This window comes from Bacillus sp. Brlt_9, assembly GCF_051948935.1.
In the GTDB taxonomy this organism is placed as follows: Bacteria; Bacillota; Bacilli; order Bacillales; family Bacillaceae_G; genus Bacillus_A.
The window spans coordinates 427,739-447,888 of sequence record NZ_JAYJLO010000002.1 but is presented as its reverse complement, the minus strand read 5'-3'; the positions used below and the strand labels follow the sequence as shown (position 1 = coordinate 447,888).

The 20,150-nt window shown below is 37.7% G+C and carries 21 protein-coding genes and 1 pseudogene; 7 read left to right on the top strand and 15 right to left on the bottom strand.

Features of this window, described 5'->3' with window-relative positions:
• Positions 1–101: 101 nt before the first annotated feature.
• Complete coding sequence (locus tag VF726_RS08540; RefSeq protein WP_048531380.1) at positions 102–386, bottom strand: post-transcriptional regulator; 285 nt, start codon at positions 384–386, stop codon at positions 102–104.
• A gap of 172 nt (positions 387–558) precedes the next feature.
• Here VF726_RS08540 and spoVB point away from each other — a divergent pair, with 172 nt between their 5' ends.
• Positions 559–2,118, top strand: coding sequence for a stage V sporulation protein B (gene spoVB, locus VF726_RS08535; RefSeq protein WP_440167393.1), 1,560 nt, complete (start codon positions 559–561; stop codon positions 2,116–2,118).
• A gap of 86 nt (positions 2,119–2,204) precedes the next feature.
• On the opposite strand, the gene VF726_RS08530 is transcribed toward spoVB, so the two are convergent.
• Complete coding sequence (locus VF726_RS08530) at positions 2,205–2,795, bottom strand: DUF421 domain-containing protein (RefSeq protein WP_440167391.1); 591 nt, start codon at positions 2,793–2,795, stop codon at positions 2,205–2,207.
• Positions 2,796–2,898: 103 nt separating this feature from the next.
• Here VF726_RS08530 and VF726_RS08525 point away from each other — a divergent pair, with 103 nt between their 5' ends.
• Positions 2,899–3,282, top strand: coding sequence for a TIGR04086 family membrane protein (locus VF726_RS08525; RefSeq protein WP_440167389.1), 384 nt, complete (start codon positions 2,899–2,901; stop codon positions 3,280–3,282).
• 35 nt (positions 3,283–3,317) lie between these two features.
• On the opposite strand, the gene yajC is transcribed toward VF726_RS08525, so the two are convergent.
• From yajC to ruvA, 6 genes are read right to left on the bottom strand one after another with little or no spacing between them, the layout of a single operon-like run.
• Positions 3,318–3,578 (bottom strand): preprotein translocase subunit YajC, encoded by a 261-nt coding sequence (gene yajC / locus VF726_RS08520; RefSeq protein ID WP_048531388.1) that lies wholly within the window; start codon positions 3,576–3,578, stop codon positions 3,318–3,320.
• A 27-nt stretch (positions 3,579–3,605) separates the two neighbouring features.
• Positions 3,606–4,745 (bottom strand): tRNA guanosine(34) transglycosylase Tgt, encoded by a 1,140-nt coding sequence (tgt, locus tag VF726_RS08515; RefSeq protein ID WP_000125362.1) that lies wholly within the window; start codon positions 4,743–4,745, stop codon positions 3,606–3,608.
• A 12-nt stretch (positions 4,746–4,757) separates the two neighbouring features.
• Positions 4,758–5,810 (bottom strand): tRNA preQ1(34) S-adenosylmethionine ribosyltransferase-isomerase QueA, encoded by a 1,053-nt coding sequence (gene queA, locus VF726_RS08510; RefSeq protein ID WP_440167386.1) that lies wholly within the window; start codon positions 5,808–5,810, stop codon positions 4,758–4,760.
• 19 nt (positions 5,811–5,829) lie between these two features.
• A complete protein-coding gene (locus VF726_RS08505) occupies positions 5,830–6,030 on the bottom strand; it encodes a DUF2905 domain-containing protein (RefSeq protein WP_000138162.1) in 201 nt (66 codons plus the stop codon).
• Positions 6,027–7,028: a Holliday junction branch migration DNA helicase RuvB gene (gene ruvB, locus VF726_RS08500; protein WP_046197784.1), complete on the bottom strand. Its 1,002-nt coding sequence runs from the start codon at positions 7,026–7,028 to the stop codon at positions 6,027–6,029. The genes VF726_RS08505 and ruvB overlap by 4 nt, the downstream gene beginning before the upstream one ends.
• 5 nt (positions 7,029–7,033) lie before the next feature.
• Positions 7,034–7,651, bottom strand: a complete 618-nt coding sequence (ruvA, locus tag VF726_RS08495; RefSeq protein WP_000464511.1) for a Holliday junction DNA helicase RuvA — start codon at positions 7,649–7,651, stop codon at positions 7,034–7,036.
• A 188-nt stretch (positions 7,652–7,839) separates the two neighbouring features.
• On the opposite strand from ruvA, the gene VF726_RS08490 reads away from it, so the two are divergent.
• Positions 7,840–8,784 (top strand): iron-hydroxamate ABC transporter substrate-binding protein, encoded by a 945-nt coding sequence (locus VF726_RS08490; RefSeq protein WP_166702892.1) that lies wholly within the window; start codon positions 7,840–7,842, stop codon positions 8,782–8,784.
• Between the two features lie 10 nt (positions 8,785–8,794).
• Here VF726_RS08490 and VF726_RS08485 read toward each other — a convergent pair whose 3' ends face one another.
• Positions 8,795–9,325 carry a BofC C-terminal domain-containing protein gene (locus tag VF726_RS08485; protein WP_440167382.1) on the bottom strand — a complete coding sequence of 177 codons (531 nt, stop codon included), beginning with the start codon at positions 9,323–9,325 and terminating at the stop codon, positions 8,795–8,797.
• Between the two features lie 441 nt (positions 9,326–9,766).
• On the opposite strand from VF726_RS08485, the gene VF726_RS08480 reads away from it, so the two are divergent.
• Positions 9,767–10,201: a branched-chain amino acid ABC transporter substrate-binding protein gene (locus VF726_RS08480; protein WP_440167380.1), complete on the top strand. Its 435-nt coding sequence runs from the start codon at positions 9,767–9,769 to the stop codon at positions 10,199–10,201.
• Positions 10,202–10,233: 32 nt separating this feature from the next.
• Here the strand turns inward: VF726_RS08480 and VF726_RS08475 are convergent, their stop codons facing one another.
• The 5 genes and pseudogenes from VF726_RS08475 to nadB all read right to left on the bottom strand — a co-directional run bounded on the left by VF726_RS08475 (position 10,234) and on the right by nadB (position 16,649).
• Positions 10,234–10,881, bottom strand: coding sequence for a YhcN/YlaJ family sporulation lipoprotein (locus VF726_RS08475; protein ID WP_440167378.1), 648 nt, complete (start codon positions 10,879–10,881; stop codon positions 10,234–10,236).
• Between the two features lie 1,865 nt (positions 10,882–12,746).
• Positions 12,747–12,903 (bottom strand): annotated as a pseudogene (gene safA, locus VF726_RS08470) (SafA/ExsA family spore coat assembly protein); the annotation flags it as partial.
• Between the two features lie 226 nt (positions 12,904–13,129).
• On the bottom strand, positions 13,130–14,236 hold the full coding sequence (gene nadA, locus VF726_RS08465) for a quinolinate synthase NadA (protein ID WP_440167376.1): 1,107 nt from the start codon (positions 14,234–14,236) through the stop codon (positions 13,130–13,132).
• Between the two features lie 30 nt (positions 14,237–14,266).
• Complete coding sequence (gene nadC / locus VF726_RS08460) at positions 14,267–15,100, bottom strand: carboxylating nicotinate-nucleotide diphosphorylase (protein ID WP_440167374.1); 834 nt, start codon at positions 15,098–15,100, stop codon at positions 14,267–14,269.
• A gap of 19 nt (positions 15,101–15,119) precedes the next feature.
• Positions 15,120–16,649, bottom strand: a complete 1,530-nt coding sequence (nadB, locus tag VF726_RS08455; protein ID WP_440167372.1) for an L-aspartate oxidase — start codon at positions 16,647–16,649, stop codon at positions 15,120–15,122.
• 152 nt (positions 16,650–16,801) lie between these two features.
• Between nadB and VF726_RS08450 the strand changes: the two genes are divergently transcribed.
• The 3 genes from VF726_RS08450 (at position 16,802) to VF726_RS08440 (ending at position 19,213) form a co-directional block, all read left to right on the top strand.
• Entirely contained in the window at positions 16,802–17,944 is a 1,143-nt protein-coding gene (locus VF726_RS08450; RefSeq protein WP_440167370.1) for an IscS subfamily cysteine desulfurase, read from the top strand.
• On the top strand, positions 17,944–18,486 hold the full coding sequence (locus VF726_RS08445; protein ID WP_000812272.1) for a transcription repressor NadR: 543 nt from the start codon (positions 17,944–17,946) through the stop codon (positions 18,484–18,486). The genes VF726_RS08450 and VF726_RS08445 overlap by 1 nt, the downstream gene beginning before the upstream one ends.
• Before the next feature lie 79 nt (positions 18,487–18,565).
• Positions 18,566–19,213: an MOSC domain-containing protein gene (locus tag VF726_RS08440; RefSeq protein WP_440167367.1), complete on the top strand. Its 648-nt coding sequence runs from the start codon at positions 18,566–18,568 to the stop codon at positions 19,211–19,213.
• Between the two features lie 62 nt (positions 19,214–19,275).
• Here VF726_RS08440 and pheA read toward each other — a convergent pair whose 3' ends face one another.
• Positions 19,276–20,127 carry a prephenate dehydratase gene (pheA, locus tag VF726_RS08435; RefSeq protein WP_000621725.1) on the bottom strand — a complete coding sequence of 284 codons (852 nt, stop codon included), beginning with the start codon at positions 20,125–20,127 and terminating at the stop codon, positions 19,276–19,278.
• Between the last annotated feature and the right edge of the window lie 23 nt (positions 20,128–20,150).

Below are 20,150 nucleotides of genomic sequence, written 5' to 3'. Positions count from 1 at the left end.
CTTCACTACCCCCTTTATATATAATCTTAGACATAATTATTTCCTCATTATCAATACCTATCATTATACTGCAAAAGGAAGAACAAACCAATTGCAGTCGGTTATTTATTTTCATATTCATCAAACGACCAAAGTGGCGCTTGATATGCTTCAACAGTTAAATACGTCATATATTCATTAGCACTTACTGTTAATACATCATTAACTAATTCATACAATCTAACATCACTGTCTATCTTCTTCCACTTTTTCGTTTTAAGAAACTTCCAAATGTCATCATCTGTTACTCGATCATAACCGAACATGTGGAACTCTTCTACTTTACTTTCTAAAACGACTTGTAACTGTCCGCGGTATGATTCTACCAAAGCCTCTTTTTCTAACATACATAACATCTCCTTCTGATTTCAGCACGAAAAGTCGCTTTTAATCCCGCTCTAATGGACAGCAATAACTACTTTCAAGAGCACTCTCTTAAATGCTTGTCATTCTTGTCTCGTACGTGCATATAAATTATTGTAAATCATTCCACTGATTTTGAGAAGGTAGGAGAAGACCATGACGAGACAAAGCTTTTTAAAAGGCGCATTTATTTTAATGATAGCCGGCTTTATTACCAAAATCCTTGGATTTATTAACCGGATTGTAATGGCACGTATTTTAGGGGAAGAAGGCGTTGGCCTTTATATGATGGCCGTTCCTACATTCATTCTAGCAATTACATTAACACAAATCGGTCTTCCTGTCGCAATCGCAAAATTTGTAGCAGAAGCGGAAGCTGTGAACGACAAACAAAGAGTTAAAAAAATATTAACAGTATCATTAGCTGTTACATCCGTTATTAGTATCATTTTAACAATCGGAATTATGCTTCTCACACCTATTTTAGCAAAAACATTATTAACTGACGAACGAACGTACTATCCATTAATGGCCATTTTGCCTGTCGTTCCTGTTATTGCTGTTTCTTCTGTTTTACGCGGGTATTTCCAAGGGAAACAAAATATGAAACCTAGCGCTTACGCCCAAGTTATAGAGCAAGTTGTCCGCATTACCATTATCGCTATATGTATTCAATTATTTTTACCATACGGCGTAGAATATGCTGCAGCTGGCGCTATGTTATCAGCCGTTCTCGGTGAAGTTGCATCTTTATTATTTTTACTCACTTTATTCCAGCGCGAAAAACATTTATCTATACGCTCTGGATTTTTCACTACTGTAAAGGAAAGCAAGGGGACACTTTATTCTCTTATGGATATTGCACTTCCAACTACAGGAAGTCGCTTAATCGGTTCCGTTTCCTATTTTTTTGAACCTATCGTCGTTATGCAAAGCTTAGCGATTGCCGGCGTCGCTGCCTCCGTCGCAACCCAGCAATACGGTATATTAAACGGGTATGCCTTCCCACTTCTTTCGCTGCCAGCCTTTATTACATACGCTCTTTCTACAGCACTCGTTCCATCCATTAGTGAAGCAATGGCCAAAAGACAGCACAAATTAGTAGAACATCGCTTACAACAAGCTCTACGCATCTCATTAATTACTGGTGGATGGTCAGTTGTTATATTGTACGTATTTGCTTCTCCTATTTTGACCCTTATGTATGGATCGGATAGTGCAACAGCATTCATCCAGCTTCTTGCGCCTTGTTTTTTATTTCATTATTTCCAAAGTCCACTCACCTCTGTTTTACAAGCTTTAAACTTAGCACGTGCGGCGATGATGAATACATTTATTGGCGCAATCGTAAAATTAATCGTTATTTTTGTACTAGCTTCAAGACCAGAATTTCAAATGATGGGGGTCGCCCTTGCAATTGCAGCAAATATAGTAACAGTAACATTTCTTCATTACGCTACTGTTTTAAAGAAAATTACATTTACCATTTACGCAAAAGACTACATTTTCGGCGGACTTGCCATCGGTATTGCAGGCTCCTTCGGTTTTTACCTTCATAAGTATATGATTTTCTCTCATTCACTTGGCATACAAACATTATGGGAAATCACTTTAACAACACTCGTTTATATCGTTCTCCTCTTCACTTTCAAGCTCATTCGAAAAGAAGAGTTAAGTCGGCTCCCTATCATTCGAAAACTTTCATTTTTGAAGTAAACAGGCTTACTATTTCATATAGTAAGCCTCTAGTTTTCTTTCAAATCAACAAAGAATTGTCCGTTTTGAAAGCTACAGTATAAAATTTATGTTACATCGTTATAGCCTAAGTTTTTTAATTTTCCAACGAGCCACTCATCTGTATGTTCAATCATTTGCAAATGACTAGATTGAATTTCTCCATCAATAACAAGAGGAAGAGTAAACTGCAATGCATCCTCTTGACCTTTTCGTTTTTGAAAGACAGATAACTTCCCAGACGGTTCTAAAATAGCGTATTCTACATCCCGGATGTCTCCAACTCCCTGTTCCCTTAGTTGCATCATTAAATCATCTATATTATATCGCTGGTTTTTCATCTTTTTTTCGTCAATTTTTCCCGCATTAATAATGATCGCTGGTTCCCCTTCTATTAAATGCCGAAAGCGTTGAAACTTTAAAGAAATGACAGACAAAATGATCTGTATACACATAAGAAAAATCATCGGAACTAATTGATGCCAAAGTGATTTATCGGTATTTTCAATTGCCACTACAGCCATTTCGCCAAGCATAATGAATACGACTAAATCTAATACACTTAATTCTCCTATTTCACGTTTACCCATAAAACGAAAAATAATTAATATGATGATATACAAAAGCATCGTCCGGCCAATTACCGATACCCATTCCATTTCTGCATCTCCTTTTTTACCTATAGATTCCCCTATAAAAAAGAAACTAGTCTAACTTAGGCAAAAGGAAAATATGCTTGTATTAAAAAGGGGGAATGTATAAATGGATGGAACGAAAAAATTATCAACTGCAATCGGCTTCGGCATCGTTACCCTATTAATTCTCGCAACAATTACTAGCATGATAATGGCTCTTTTATTAAAGTTTACAAATATGAATGAAGGGACGTTAGCTGTTACTATTTTTATACTTGCTCTTTTATCTATGCTTATATCTGGGTTTACTGCCGGAAAAAAAGCACAAGGCAAAGGTTGGCTAGTAGGCTTCACAACAGGACTTACATTCACTATACTCGTTTTTCTAGTTAACTATTTAGGCTTCTCTCAAACTTTATCGAACTCACAGTTACTTTATCAATTAGCATTAATAGGCGCCAGTACACTCGGTGGTATTTTCGGTGTAAATATGTCAAAACAAAACAACTAAAAAAGGCCCTGCATATTTCATGCAGGGCCTCCTCATTAGTTTTTCACAACTTCACGAATCGCATTGCGATCGAAAGTTAAGTGTGAACCACCAGATTTAATAACGATTTTCGTATCATCTACTGATTCGATTGTACCGTGTAAACCACCGATTGTTACGATAGCATCACCTTTTGCTAACTCACTTTGCATTTGAGCAACTGCTTTTTGACGTTTTTGTTGCGGGCGAATTAATAAGAAATAGAAAATCGCAAACATCGCAACGATCATAACGATATTCATCATACCTGGATTCATCTTTTGTTCCTCCTTTTAAATTATGTATTAGAAGTTTTTAGCATTCGGTTTATTAAAGCCATACTGTTCAAAGAACTCTTCGCGGAAATCGCCAAGACGGTCTTCACGAATAGCTTGTCTCACCTGCTCCATTAAGTTTAACAGAAAATGAAGGTTGTGATAAGACGTTAAACGAATTCCGAACGTTTCATCACATTTCATTAAGTGACGAATGTACGCACGAGAGTAATTTTTACATGTATAGCAATCACAATTTGGATCAAGCGGACCGAAGTCTCTTGCGAATTTCGCATTTTTCACAACAAGGCGACCTTCACTTGTCATACATGTACCATTTCGAGCGATACGAGTTGGAAGTACGCAGTCAAACATATCAATACCACGAATTGCACCATCGATTAATGAGTCAGGAGAACCTACTCCCATTAAGTAACGTGGCTTATTATCTGGAAGAAGTGGTGTTGTAAACTCAAGTACACGGTTCATAATATCTTTTGGTTCCCCAACAGATAAACCACCTACAGCGTAACCAGGGAAATCCATTGAAACAAGGTCTTTTGCACTTTGACGACGAAGCTCTTCGAACTCTCCGCCTTGTACAATACCGAATAAACCTTGATCTTGCGGACGCTCATGCGCTTTTAAACAACGTTCTGCCCAGCGGCTTGTACGTTCTACAGATTTCTTCATATATTCAAAAGTAGCCGGGAATGGTGGACACTCATCAAATGCCATCATAATATCTGAACCTAATGCATTTTGAATTTCCATCGCTTTTTCTGGTGATAAGAATAATTTATCTCCATTTAAGTGGTTACGGAAATGAACGCCTTCCTCTTCAATACGACGGAAGTCACTTAAACTGAATACTTGGAAACCACCAGAGTCCGTTAAGATTGCACGATCCCAGTTCATAAATTTATGCAAACCACCTGCTTCACGAATGATTTCGTGACCTGGACGTAACCATAAATGATACGTATTACTTAAAATAATGCCAGAATCCATTGCTTTTAATTCTTCTGGTGACATTGTCTTAACTGTTGCAAGTGTACCAACTGGCATAAATGTTGGTGTATCAAATGAACCGTGCGGCGTATGTACACGTCCTAAACGGGCACCTGTTTGTTTACAAGTTTTAATAAATTCATAACGAATTGCTGTCATAATTTACTCCTTTTATTTGTTTCCCATCTTAGCGTGAGATGCAACGAACATTGCATCACCGAAGCTAAAGAAACGATATTTTTCTTTTACTGCTTCATTATAAGCATGAAGTACATTATCTCTGTTTGCAAATGCACTTACAAGCATAATTAATGTTGATTTCGGTAAATGGAAGTTTGTAATCAAACCATCAATTGCTTTAAATTCATAACCTGGGTACATAAAAATGTCTGTCCAGCCAGAAGCAGCACAAAGCTTGCCATCGTGATCTGTCGCAATTGTTTCTAACGTACGAGTTGAAGTCGTACCTACCGTAATAATACGTCCACCATTCTCTTTCACACGGTTTAATAATGCCGCTGTCTCTTCAGACATATGGTAATATTCTGCGTGCATATGGTGTTCTTCAATCGTATCAGCAGAAACTGGTCTAAATGTTCCAAGCCCTACGTGAAGTGTGATGAAAGCTAACTCGACGCCTTTTTGTTTTAACTTCTCTAGTAACTCTTCTGTGAAGTGAAGTCCTGCAGTCGGCGCTGCTGCTGAACCGACCTCTTTCGCATATACTGTTTGATAGCGATCGCGATCTTCTAGCGTCTCTTTAATATATGGAGGAAGTGGCATTTCTCCAAGTTCATCTAAAATTTCATAGAAGATGCCGTCATATGAAAATTCAAGCTGACGTCCACCTTGATCTGCAGTTCCTGTGCAAGTTGCTTTTAATTTCCCTTCGCCAAAAGAGATAACAGTTCCTTCTTTTACACGTTTCGCTGGCTTAACAAGCGTTTCCCACTTATCGCCTTCTTCTTGTTTTAAAAGAAGCACTTCAATGTGTGCGCCTGTATCTTCTTTCACACCATGCAAACGAGCAGGCATTACTTTCGTTTCATTTAAAACTAAGCAATCCCCTTCATGTAAGTAAGAAAGAATGTCCGTAAAATGTTTATGCTCAATGTCACCTGTATCACGGTCTAACACCATTAATCTTGATGTTTCACGATCTTCTAATGGGACTTGTGCAATCAGTTCTTCTGGTAAATGAAAATCAAACAGATTAATATCCATAGCTATATCCACCTATTTCTTATTTAAATCGATTTATTATATACATAATAAAAGATAATACAATACTTAACACAATACATGTAATGATAGGAAAATAAAAGGTAACGTTTCCTTTTTTCACAAAAATATCGCCTGGAAGTCTTCCAATGAACTTCCAAGCTAATCCAACAACGATGAGCAAGATACCTGCTGTAATAAGCAACTTTGGCATCTCCGTCATACTTTTGGCATCTCCATTCCGAAATGCTCATATGCAAGTGGCGTTACGATTCGGCCCCTTGGCGTCCGTTGCAAAAAGCCAATTTGTAATAAATACGGCTCATACACATCTTCAATCGTATGAGATTCTTCTCCGATCGTTGCCGAAACCGTTTCTAACCCGACTGGGCCACCGCGGAATTTCTCAATAATACCAAGCAATAATTTATGATCGATATGATCTAGGCCTAATTTATCTACTTGCAGTAGCTCTAACGCCATTTGTGTAATTTCCATCGTAACTGTTCCGTTACCACGAACTTGTGCGAAATCACGTACACGTCGTAATAAACGATTCGCAATACGAGGTGTACCACGAGCACGTCTTGCAATTTCTAGTGCGGCTAACGAATCAATTTCAACTTCAAATACTTCTGCTGTACGTTCAACAATCTCAGAAAGCTGATCTACTGTGTAATATTCTAATCTTGAAAGTACACCGAAACGGTCACGAAGTGGTGCTGATAATGCCCCCGCACGTGTCGTTGCTCCAACTAATGTAAATGGCGGTAAATCTAAACGTACAGACCGTGCTGACGGTCCTTTTCCAATTACAATATCAAGGCAAAAATCTTCCATCGCAGGATATAGTACTTCTTCAATCGATCTATGCAAACGATGAATCTCATCAATAAATAATACATCCCCTGGCTGAAGCGCTGTTAATACGGCTGCTAAATCTCCTGGCCTTTCAATTGCTGGACCTGAAGTTGTTCTAACATTTACGCCCATTTCATTGGCAATAATATTGGCAAGCGTCGTTTTACCAAGTCCTGGTGGTCCATATAAAAGCACGTGATCTAACGTTTCTTCACGCATTTTCGCTGCTTCAATAAACACCTCTAAATTATGTTTCGCTTTATCTTGGCCAATATACTGACGGAGCGTCTGTGGCCGTAATGAATATTCTAAATCTGCATCTTCATATGCAGATTCCCCTGAAAGGAGACGTTCGTCCATTATACTCACCTCTTACCATTTAGTAAAAGACTAAGTGCCTTTTTAATATATTGATCCGTCGTTAATGATTCTTTTAATAACTCTGGTACAACGCGAGAAACTTCTCTTTCTGCGTATCCAAGTGCGCGCAGAGCTTCCAGCGCCTCATCAAGCTCAGCTGATGAACCTTTCTTCTCATCAAAACGTTCTGTGTCTGAGAATAAATCAACAAATGCATCTGGCACGACATCAGCTAATTTCCCTTTTAAATCTAAAATCATTTGGCGCGCTGTTTTCTTTCCAACGCCCGGGAATTTCACTAAAAACTTCTCATCTTCATGTTCAATCGCTTGAACGACCTGTCCTGTTTGACCAGAAGCTAAAATTGCAAGAGCGCCTTTTGGTCCAATACCAGACACACCTAACAACTTTGTAAATAATAAACGCTCTTCACGTGTTTTAAATCCGTAAAGCGCCATAATATCTTCTCTCACATAATGATATGTATAAACACGGATTTCTTGCTTACTTCTTTGAAATACATACGGATTCGGTGTGAAAATTTGATAACCAATTCCATTATGATCAATTACGACATATTCCGGTCCTACATACTCCACGTAACCTGTAACATATTCAAACAAAATACGATCTCTCCCTCTTAAATCATGTATTCCATTTTAACATATTTAATGATAGAAAAGCGAGACTACCCCAACAAATGTTCTCCATTTGAAACTTCTGTTATTTTCCATTGACAGAAAGCATGAACCACCTTAATATACAGAGGTCGATAATGATTATCAATACTAATTAAAGGGGTTACATCAGGATGAAACAGAAGCTATTTATTTTATGTACTATTATGCTAGTTGTTCTTTCTATCGTTGGCTGTTCTTCTCAAAAAGAAGAATCAAAAGCGAAAGAACAACCGAAAACAAAAGTTGTAAAACATGCTAAAGGGGAAGCGACAATTCCAGTAAATCCAAAGAGAATTGTTGACTTATCTGGATCAACGGAAGAATTATTACTTCTTGGACACAAACCTGTTGGTACAGCAAACACATATAAAGATAAAATCCAAAATCACTTAACAGAAAAATTAGATGGCGTAAAAGCAGTAGGTTGGTACTGGGCACCTAAAGTTGATTTAGAAGCTGTTACTGCTTTAAAACCAGACTTAATTATTTTAAATAATCGTCAATTAAAGATTTATGACCAATTAGAAAAGGTTGCACCGACAGTTGTTTTAGAAACAAACTTAGAAGACTGGCGCGGTAAGTTTAAAGAAGTAGGCAAACTATTTGACGAAGAAAAGAAAGCAGACAAATGGATTGCAGACTACGATAAAAAAGCAGACTCTTTATCTAAAAAAATTAAAGAAAAAACAAAAGATGAGAACTTTATGTTTGTCGCAGTTACACCACAAAACTTCCGCGTATACGGTAGCTTCGGATACGGTGACATCATCTTTAATGACTTAAAACTTCCAGCAACAAAAGGTACAGATTTAAAACAAACGATGGCGCAAGTATCGCTAGAAGGTCTTGTTGCATTCCAACCTGATCAAATGTTTATTGTAAACTTTGGCGGCGAAGCTGATAAAGTTTATGAAGACTACAAAAACAGTGCTGTTTGGAAAGACAATAAAGCTGTGAAAAACAATCATGTATATGAAGTATCCAATGAAATCTTCAATACGAAAGCTTTCAATCCAATCGGAAAAGATATGCTAATCGATGAAATCGCAAAACAAATTTTAGATAAAAACAAGTAAAAAAAGCAGCTCACCATGAGCTGCTTTTTTTCTTATTTTGCACAGCGTATTGTTTCATTTTTTCAATCGTCTTCACAAAACCTTCTTTTGATTTAATACGAATACCACGCTTCAATTTCGCACGATCGTAACTCTCAAGCTTTTTCATATCAATTTGAAAGAAGGAATGAATCGCATTATCACTTTTCGGTACACCTTTAAAAATTTGTAGTATCCCTTCCTCTGACACGCCAAAATAACCGCTCGTCTTTAATAACGGAGAAATATCATCAACTTTCTTTTGTAATACAATTTGTACATCATCACGATCAACAAGTTGCCATTCTTTATATTGCTGTAAAAACTTTTCTAAGTCTGCCACTTTTTCTGTAAATATTTCCTCACTTACTTCTCCATCAACATACATTCGCTCTAATAAAATTGTAACTTCCGGCTCTTTTTCTGTTACTTCTGGTACTGGACCTTCCGCCTTCACGTTCGTTTCATAAACGAAACAAAACATCATAACGAAAGCTTGCATCGCAATCAGTATCCATCTCATTTCCGTTCACCTCTTTTAGGCAAGATCAAACTTTCATTAGTAGTTTTTCCGGAAATGGAGGTTTTATCCATATAAACAACCACATTATAATTCTCTTGAAAATAAAAAATGCAGATAAAGTTTTATCTTTATCTGCATTAGCATTTGTTTTTATATAAAATGAAAGACGCCTGCAAAGCAGGCGTCTTGATGCGTTTACGGCGAGAGACCAGGCGACCACATTCGCGTGTTTAGCACTTAAGCATATCTCTCGTCTTACGTAAATTAGCTCATCGCTTTGCTAATATAACATTAATAACGTATAAGTGCAACATGTTTATAAAAATATTTTACTTCCTCTTTCATCCAAAAGAATTATACGTAAAATATAAATTGATAAATGCAATATATACGTTACAATTAATGTAACAACGAAATCATAATAAACAGGAGATGGATATTGTGAAAAAAATAAAGGATGAACGTCTCATTCTACAAACATTAAAAAACATACGCATCGCTTTTCTTTTTCAATCACTCGGTATAATTGGCATTTTAGGCTATATCGGATTCACTGAAGGAGCGGATCAAATTACAAAATCTCCATTATGGTTATTATTTATTCTTACGAGTATGGTACTTAGTTATTTACAGTTAAGCGTTTCTATCGATGTAGAAGAAAGCGAAAAGGAAATAAAATTAACTCCTTATTACAAAATTGTTTTACGTTCTCTTATTGTAGGAATCGTTATGGCTATTATTTATATTATTTTCAGTCCAGAAAGACCTATCTTTGAAGCTATTTTAACAGGTGGTATTCTCTTCTTATGCTTTTTAGGTTCTTATTCGGTTAGTTATTTTATTAAAAAACGTCGTTTACAAGACGACGATGAATAAAGAGGAAGGGCAGCCCTTCCTCTTTTATTTTACTATCGCATAGTACCTGTTAAACCGTAACGAATGTCTCGGAACATATTTGTTATGTCACGATTAAAATCGTTTGTAACTGTACCGTTACGTAGTCGTGTACTCATTGCGTCGACACGAGTAAACATGTCATTTCTTACAGAAACATAGACATTTCTGTTTCCAACTTCATTTACAACAGCTTGACGAACTTCATTTGCAAGCGCTGTTTCATTCGATACTGGATTACGTGGTTTCACTGCAATCGCCACATCGTTTCCATATACAACTGTAGACACACGGTCTACGTTATTCATACGTTTCACACGATTTGTAATTCTTTCTGCTGTTTTACCATCATTGTTAATGTATGAATTGTTCATTGTAATATTACGTGTTGGATGCGGATTAGCAATTTGGCCATTGTAATTTACATCACGGTAATAATTGTTATATCCTGTACCGTTACGACCATTTCTATATGTTACATAATCTGTATAACGATCGTTACGCGTTACATTATCACGATATTGGTGTGTATCATTATAAGATGTACGCTCGTAATTGTAGTTACGTCCATCCATTGCATTGTTATCTTTTGGTGTACCACATGCAGCTAATGCACTGGTAACTAACAAAGAAGCAGCAATCACTTTTACTTTCGTATTCAATACAAAAACCCCCTCTGTTAGAATGAGCTTCTCTTCTGAAAAGCTCCCTCTTATGATGAGTAACAGAGAAGGTTTTTACACTGTTAATATTTCACTGGGAATTTTCTAACATCCGATGTAAATCTTCCTGTTTCAAAACGACTCTACATACAAAAAAGGTGGGAATAATCCCACCTTTTTTTAAACTTCTTCTTCATCCTCTTCTTCTGAAACTGGCTCCCCAAATACATTTGGTGGATCTGGTTGGTAATACATCGTTCCTGGCTGTGGTGCATATGCCGATTGAGTTGGTTGATAATATAAAGGATTCGCGTATTGCGGCCCTCCAGGTTGCGGACTATATAGCCTACTCTCACCTCCACACCCACAATCTTCCTCCCCTTGCACGAGCGGCGGCATATTATTATCCATTGGCATCATATTTGGATTTGGCATAGACGTGTACTGCGGTCCAAATGGCGGTCCTTGCTGATACGGCATTTGATATGAATTTGGTGGTTGATTATACGGATTCGGCGGCATCATAGGTTGTTGGTATGGCATTTGATATGGCATCATATTCGGTGGTTGATTGTTATCCATGATCGGCATCATATTTGGCATTTGATTATTATCCATGATTGGCATCATATTTGGCATTTGATTGTTATCCATGATCGGCATCATATTTGGCATTTGATTGTTATCCATGATTGGCATGATGTTTGGCGGTTGATTGTTATCCATGATTGGCATGATGTTTGGCATTTGATTGTTATCCATGATTGGCATCATATTTAGCATTTGATTGTTATCCATGATTGGCATCATATTTAGCATTTGATTGTTATCCATGATTGGCATGATGTTTGGCGGTTGGTTATTGTCCATGATTGGCATGATGTTTGGTGGTTGGTTATTGTCCATGATTGGCATCATATTTGGTGGTTGGTTATTGTCCATGATTGGCATCATATTTGGTGGTTGGTTATTGTCCATGATTGGCATGATGTTTGGCGGTTGGTTATTGTCCATGATTGGCATCATATTTGGGACTTGAATATTTGGCGGTATAACTTGTGGAATCACTACATTTTCTTTCGATACATTTGGTGACACGATATTCCCTACATTTTCTTTCTTCACTTGCGGTGATACGATATTCCCTACATTTTCTTTCTTCACTTGCGGTGATACGATATTCCCTACATTTTCTTTCTTTACTTGTGGCGATACGATGTTTCCTACATTTTCTTTCTTCACTTGCGGTGACACGATATTTCCTACATTTTCTTTCTTCACTTGTGGTGACACGATATTATCTTTTTTCGTTTGCGGAGAAATGATGTTATTAGGTTTCATTTTCGTAATTTGAGGAGCAATTAACTCGTTTCCTTTTTTAATAACATCTGAAATTTTATATTCTTTTTTCGCTTTAATTGGTGGTTGCGGTGGTTGTGGTAATACATTTACCGAGAACTTTGTGTTTTCTTTTTCTGCTGGCTTTTGTTTTTCTATAACCGGTGGTTTTTGAATAACAGACGGTTTTTCAACTGGTTTTTCTATTTGAATTGGCTTTTCTTTTTGCACTTCTTTTTGTGGCTTTACCTGTATTTCCTTTTGCGGTGTCACTTGCATTTCCTTCTGTGGTTTTACCTGTACTTCTTTTTGCGGCTGCACTTGCATTTCCTTCTGTGGTTTTACTTGCACTTCTTTTTGTGTTTGTTGCATAGCAGGTTGCTGTGTAATTGGCGCTGATTGATAGGTAACTTCTTCCTCATCTTCTATTCCAAGCGGAGTTGGCGTTGCTGCAAACTCTTTTTGTTGCACCTCTTTTACGTATTGCTTTGGAGGTGCTGAACCTGCTCCAGCATGTTGTTTTACGTGAACGCTGCTTGATGGCACTTTAATTTTCATACCTGGCATGATTAAATCTGGATTACTAAGTTGTGTATTTGTATTTTTCAACGTATCAAAATCCACTCCGTACTTTTTTGCAATTTTCCAAAGGGTATCTCCTTTTTGCACGATATGAATTTTCAAATTTTCCCCCTCCTGTATAACTTATCTATAAGTAACAAATCTCATGAAGTAACACCTTCTAAATAACATGAACTTCTTTTTACTTTTAACACTCCTTCTATTTCCAATATAGTTCGAAGTGGCATAAGCATAAGAAAATCACAATGATTTCTTCACAACAATGTATGCCCATTTCGTTCTCGTTATGATTATATGTACGAAAAAAAGCAACGGGAATCCCGCTGCTTTACACACGCTCTAACATACGATTTAATGCAAGAACCGCTTCTTCGGTCACTTGTTTATCTACGCTAATAACGTTAATTACTTCTCCTCTTTCTATCGTTTCAAGTGCCCATAATAAGTGCGGCAGATCAATTCGGTTCATCGTTAAACACGGACACATAAATGGATTAAGTGAAACAATTTCTTTATCTGGATGTTGTTGAATAATTCGGTTCACTAAATTCATCTCTGTACCAATCGCCCATTTACTTCCAGATGGAGCCGATTCAATCATATCAATAATATATTTCGTTGATCCTGCGTAATCCGAAGCAGCTACAACTTCGTAGCAACATTCCGGATGTACGATAATGTTCATATCCGGATGATTTTTCCGTACATTCTCAACGTTTTTCACTGTAAAGTTTTGATGAACAGAACAATGTCCTTTCCATAAAATCACTTGAATTTCTCCTATATCTCCATCGTACTCTAATGAATCTGTATGCGGGTCCCAGACTGCCATTTTATCTAACGGGATACCTAAATCGTATGCTGTATTTCTTCCTAAATGTTGGTCCGGTAAAAAGACAAGGCGCTCTTTTTGTGTAAATGCCCAAGATACCATTTGTTTTGCATTAGACGAAGTTACTGTCGCTCCGCCATTACGACCGCAAAACGCTTTAATTGCAGCTGTCGAGTTAACATACGTTAACGGAATCATCGTATCTCCAAATAATTTTGTGAGCTCTTTCCACGCTCTTTCTGTTTGTTCGATATCTGCCATATCTGCCATCGAACACCCTGCACGCATATCTGGCAACATAACGATTTGATCGTCTGTCGTTAACATATCTGCTGTTTCTGCCATAAAGTGCACACCACAAAATACAATGTATTTTGCTTCTTTATTGCTCGCTGCAACTTGCGCAAGCTGAAGTGAATCTCCTGCTGCATCAGAAAATTGTACCACTTCATCTTTTTGATAGTGATGTCCTGGAATAAATAGTGATTTCCCCATTTTTTCTTTAATTGCACGAACACGCTTTTCCATATCTTCTATTGTCATCGTGTAATAACGCTCTGGTAACATCGTTTCAATCGGTTGTACTTTTTCTAAAATACTCATATCCCTTTCTCCCCCTCTAAGCCACTTTCCTTACGCCTCTATATTGAAACTAATATCAAGTGCTTTCACTGAATGTGTTAACGCTCCAAGTGAAATATAATCTACCCCTGTTTTTCCGTATTTCGATAATTCTTCAATTGTAATGCCTCCTGATGCTTCCGTCACGATGGCACTTGGTACAATCTTTGAAAACTCCCGGATCTCATCTGGCGTACGGTTATCAAACATAATAATATCCGCACCAGCAGCTACTGCTTCTCTCACTTGGTCCTCTGTTTCTGTTTCCACTTCTACTTTCACCATATGTCCTAATTTTTCTTTCACCGATGTAACGGCTTTCGTAATAGAACCAGCAAAAGCAATATGATTGTCTTTAATCATGACACCGTCATATAAACCAAAACGGTGATTAAATCCGCCTCCGCACACAACTGCATACTTATCAAACATACGTAGCCCCGGCATCGTTTTTCGTGTATCGCAAATACGTGTATGGCTACTATTTAAAGCACGAACAGCTTCATGTGTCATTGTAGCTATCCCACTCATACGCTGAATAACGTTTAATATAACGCGCTCTGCCGTTAATAACGAAGCAATTGGCCCTTGCACAGTTGCTATTATTTCGCCCTTTTCTACAAGATCTCCATCTTTTTTATGAAGCTCCACTTCAATTCTCTCATCAATTAATTTAAAGCCTTCTTCAATTACTAAACGCCCCGCAAAGACACCTGTATCCTTCGCAAGAAATGTTCCTTTTGAAAGTAAATTGTCTGGAAAAATAAGCTGAGATGTTACATCTCTTTCTCCTATATCTTCTAGAAAAAATCGATTTAATGCTTCTTTAACTTTTATCATGTTCATAAAGCCCCTCTTCCCTTCATCACACAAGTTGTAGTTTTCTTTTCACTCGAACGATCTCTTTTTTTTCGCTATTTCTATCTAGATAATCACTTCTATAATGACCACCAATGCTTTCTTCTCTTTGCAAAGCTGATACGACTATAAGCTCACAGACTGTTAACATATTAATAAGCGTTATCTCTTCATTTGTAAGAGCGTCATGTTGCAATATCATATTTCGAACACCGTATTTACTAAGCCATCTCTTTGCATAAGATAAACTTTGCTCTGTTCGCACAATCCCAACATATTTCATCATGCATTCTTGTATTTCTTCTTTCGCCGGCAAATGACTCAGGGCGATAAACTTCTTTTCCTTCTCAGCTAGTGTGTTCAATCTGCCTTTTGCCGCTTTCGTTAAAATATGTTGTCCTATTCTTTTTCCAAACACAAGACCTTCTAATAACGAATTACTTGCTAGCCTATTTGCCCCATGAACACCGTTACAAGCTACTTCACCGACCGCATATAAATTTGGAATGGACGTCTCTCCATCACAGTTCGTTTTCACGCCGCCCATATGAAAATGAGCACCGGGTACGACCGGAATACGTTTTTCATTTATATCGATGCCATTCTTTTTACACAATAATGATACAGTCGGAAAACGTTCTTCGAAATTTCGGATAGACTCGATATTTACATACACTTGTTCACCCGACAAAAGCTGTTCATGAATCGCTCTTGCTACTACATCGCGCGGCGCGAGATCGTGATCATGGTGTATATCCATCATAAAACGCTGCCCTTTTCCATTTATAAGGACAGCTCCTTCACCACGGACAGCTTCAGAGACGAGGCCGCAGCACCGTCCGTTCGCGTATAACATTGTTGGATGAAATTGTACAAACTCTAAATCTACGAGTTCTCCGCCTGCGCGGTATACCATCGCAAGTCCATCACCCATAATTGTCTTATCGTTAGAAGTAAAGGCGTATAAACCGCCAATCCCACCTGTTGCTAACACCGTATAATCTGCAACGTAACGCTTCAGCTTCCCTTCACTATTTCGCGTTAAAACTCCAACACATTTATCATTTTCTATAATAAAATCGAGCACCATTTCCTGTTCCACTACCGTAACGTGCGGAGCTACTTCTTGAATGAAATGCTCTAATAAATTCTTTCCTGTTGCATCGCCGCCTGCATGTAAAATGCGACGCTTTCGATGTGCACCTTCTTTTCCAAGATGAGGACCCGTTTCATCTCCATCAAATTTCATTCCATTTCCAATGAGATTATTCATCTCTTTCGGTCCTTCCTCGACTAAATAACGGACCACATCTTCATTGTTATAATGACACCCAGCTACTAACGTATCTTCAAAATGATCGTTTGGATTGTCATATGTAGCAACCGCTGCGGCAATTCCGCCTTGCGCTAAATATGTATTATTATTACGGTTCGTTTCTTTTGTGATAATAATCACATTCTTTTCGTGACAAATCTCTTTCGCAACACGAAGTGCCGCAACGCCACTTCCAATAATTAAGACATCTGCACTTGGCATAATTGTTGCCTCCTACTTTACACTTTTCAACTGTCTTGACACCTATATTTACATAGTTTTAAAATAATGACAAGAGTTTTTTTATAATTCTTATTTTCACTACCATTTAAAAAATAAAAGAAATGTAACTCTTACTAGAGAGAGGATCTTACATGATGATATATCTTGACTATGCAGCTACTACACCTATGAGCGCGGAAGCATTACAAACATATATGAAAGCAGCATCGCAATACTTCGGAAATGAGCAAAGTTTACATGACATTGGAGGAACAGCATCTTCTTTATTACAAGTTTGCAGAAAAACATTTGCTGACATGATTGGTGGAAAGGAACAAGGGGTATTCTTCACGAGCGGCGGCTCAGAATCTAACTATCTGGCGATTCAATCTCTTCTAAATGCCCGAAATAAGAAACATATTATTACGACACCTATGGAACACGCATCCATTCGAAGTTATTTTCAATCCCTACAATCAGAAGGGTATACAATTACTGAAATTCCTGTTGATGAAGGCGGGCGAATTCATTTAGATGATTTAGAAACAGCTATTACAGAGAATACTGTTCTAGCAAGCATACAGCACGGAAACTCTGAAATTGGAACCGTTCAAAACATCGCAGAAATTGGAGCACTTTTAAAAAAATATAAAGTTTTATTTCATTCCGATTGTGTGCAAACATTCGGTAAGCTTCCTATCAATGTTTTTGAGATGGGGATTGATAGTCTTTCTGTTTCAGCACATAAAATATACGGACCAAAAGGTGTTGGCGCTTGCTATATAAATCCGCAAGTACGCTGGGCACAAATATTTCCGGGAACTTCTCACGAAAAAGGGTTTCGCCCAGGTACAGTAAACGTTCCTGGCATCGCATCTTTTTTAACCGCAGCTGAGAATATATTAAAAAATCAGCAGGAAGAAAGCTTACGTTTTAAAGAGTTGCGAGCCTACTTTTTAGAGCGATTACAAGCACTTCCTCTAGAAATTGAAGTAGAAGGTCATTCTACTTCTTGTTTACCACATATTATTGGGGTTACAATAAAAGGAATAGAAGGTCAATACACAATGCTAGAATGTAATCGCCATGGTATTGCCATTTCCACCGGAAGTGCTTGCCAAGTCGGTAAACAAGAACCTTCGAAAACAATGCTTGCAATTGGAAAAACGTATGAAGAGGCAAAACAATATGTCCGCTTCTCTTTCGGGCAGCAAACAACGAAAGATCAAATTGATACTACTATTCATGCACTACACACAATTGGAAATCAATTTTATAGAGGTGTTAAATCATAATGAAACAAAATGAACAAAAAAAGATTTTAGGTGAAGAAAGACGACAACTTATCCTGCAGTGGCTTCTTGCTGCAAACGAACCGTTATCAGGGAATGAACTATCGAAAAAGACGAACGTAAGTAGACAAGTTATTGTGCAAGATATTTCCTTGCTTAAAGCACGAAACGAACCGATTATTGCGACTGCTCAAGGGTATCTATATTTAAAACCACAAGAGAAACAACAAGCTTTCGAACGCGTAATTGTATGCCAACATAAACCAGCAGAAGTACGTCAAGAACTTACAATGCTTGTTGACCACGGCGTTACGATTAAAGATGTAAAAGTTGAGCATCCTGTATATGGTGACTTAACAGCATCCATTATGGTAAGCAATCGCTTTGATGTAGAGCAATATTTACAAAAAATCGAAAACACAAATGCTTCCTACCTCTCGCAACTAACAGACGGTATTCACTTACATACAATTGAAGCAGATTCTAAAGAAAAATTAGACGCTGCTTGCGAGGCTTTAGATAAAGCGGGATTTCTCGTTTATTAATGTAAAGCACAGAGTTTTTATAATTCTCTGTGCTTTTTTAATGCTATAATATTGTAATCAATCGTAAAGGAGATCAAATATGAGAATTGAACTCGTTCACTTTAGCATTGGCAAACCGAAACAAATGAAATATGGCGAAGATAAAGAAATGATAACAGGTATATGTAAAGATTCTACGGAAGAAGCTTTTCTCTCAAAAGATGGCTTCCTTGGTGATGACGTAGCGGATTTAAAACACCATGGGGGACCTGATCGTGCAGTTTGTGTGTACTCACACGAGCATTACGCACTATGGGAAGAGGAATTTCAAACAACACTCCCAGCTTCTGCATTTGGCGAAAACATTACCGTAACAAATATGTTAGAGCGTGATGTTTGCATCGGAGATACATATCAACTAGGCGAAGCAATCATTCAAGTAACACAAGCAAGAGTACCTTGTAGCACAATTTCAAAACGTCTTGGTATCCCTGGCATACTGCCGCGTATTGTAGCAACTGGCTTTACTGGCTATCTATGCCGCGTTCTTCAAGAAGGTACTGTACGTAAAGATTCTAAAATTACTTTACTAGAACGTCCATCAAACAATGTATCTGTTTTATTCTCTAACGAAATTTATTTTCATAATAGAAAAGATAAAGATGCTATTGAAAAGATTCTTTCTGTTCCAGAACTAGCTGATGTTTGGCGTGGTCAGTTAGAGGATCGTCTTGCGAAGTTAAAATAAAGAATCCCACCATTTATAGGTGGGATTTTATTTATCTATCACGCGGTATAACCTAGCTCCCCTTACAACCAATAAGAAGAATAACTCCCAAGCACAGTAACAGAAAAACCGAGTGCTTCAAGTTCCATCGTTACACCTGGCAATAATACATCATCGTATGCTTTATCGACATCGATTAAGAAAAAGTAATTTCCAAGGCCTGTTTTCATCGGACGCGATTCGATTTTTGATAAGTTTAGTTTTCTCCATGCGAAAGCTGATAACACTTGATATAGTGCTCCTGCATAATCAGCAGGTAACGTTATCATAAGCGTCGTTTTCTCTCCGCGGTTTTCTCCGTTATTTGAGAGTATTGCTTTCTTTTTCTTATGGAGCACGAGGAAACGTGTATGATTATTTTTATGTGTATGAATACTTCGTCTTACAATCGTCAATCCGTATTTCTCTGCAGCTGCTTCATTTGCAATGGCAGCAATTTTTTCTTCAGGATGTTCTTTCACATATTGTGCAGCGGCACTTGTTGATGTCATATCTCGAGCAGTTATCCCTTTTAATTCTTCATTTAAAAACTTATGACATTGGGCAATAGCGTGCGGATGAGAATGCACTGCATATACTTCTTCCCACACTTCTGCATACTGCGGATGCACAAGTAAATGTTGCTGAATTGGTACTGTAATTTCTCCTACAATAGAAAGTGGTTGCTCATGCACGAGGTAATCAACTGTTATATTCACTGAACCTTCTATGGCGTTTTCTAGTGGTACCACTGCATAATCTACATTTCCATTTGCAGCTGCATCCATACAATCTGGGATCGTTCGATACGGTACATGCTCTGCTTCCGGAAAAAAACGACTCACCGCCATATTTGTAAATGTTGCTTCTGGTCCTAAATATCCTACTCGAATCATCGTCTTTTCCCCTCTTTTTCGTT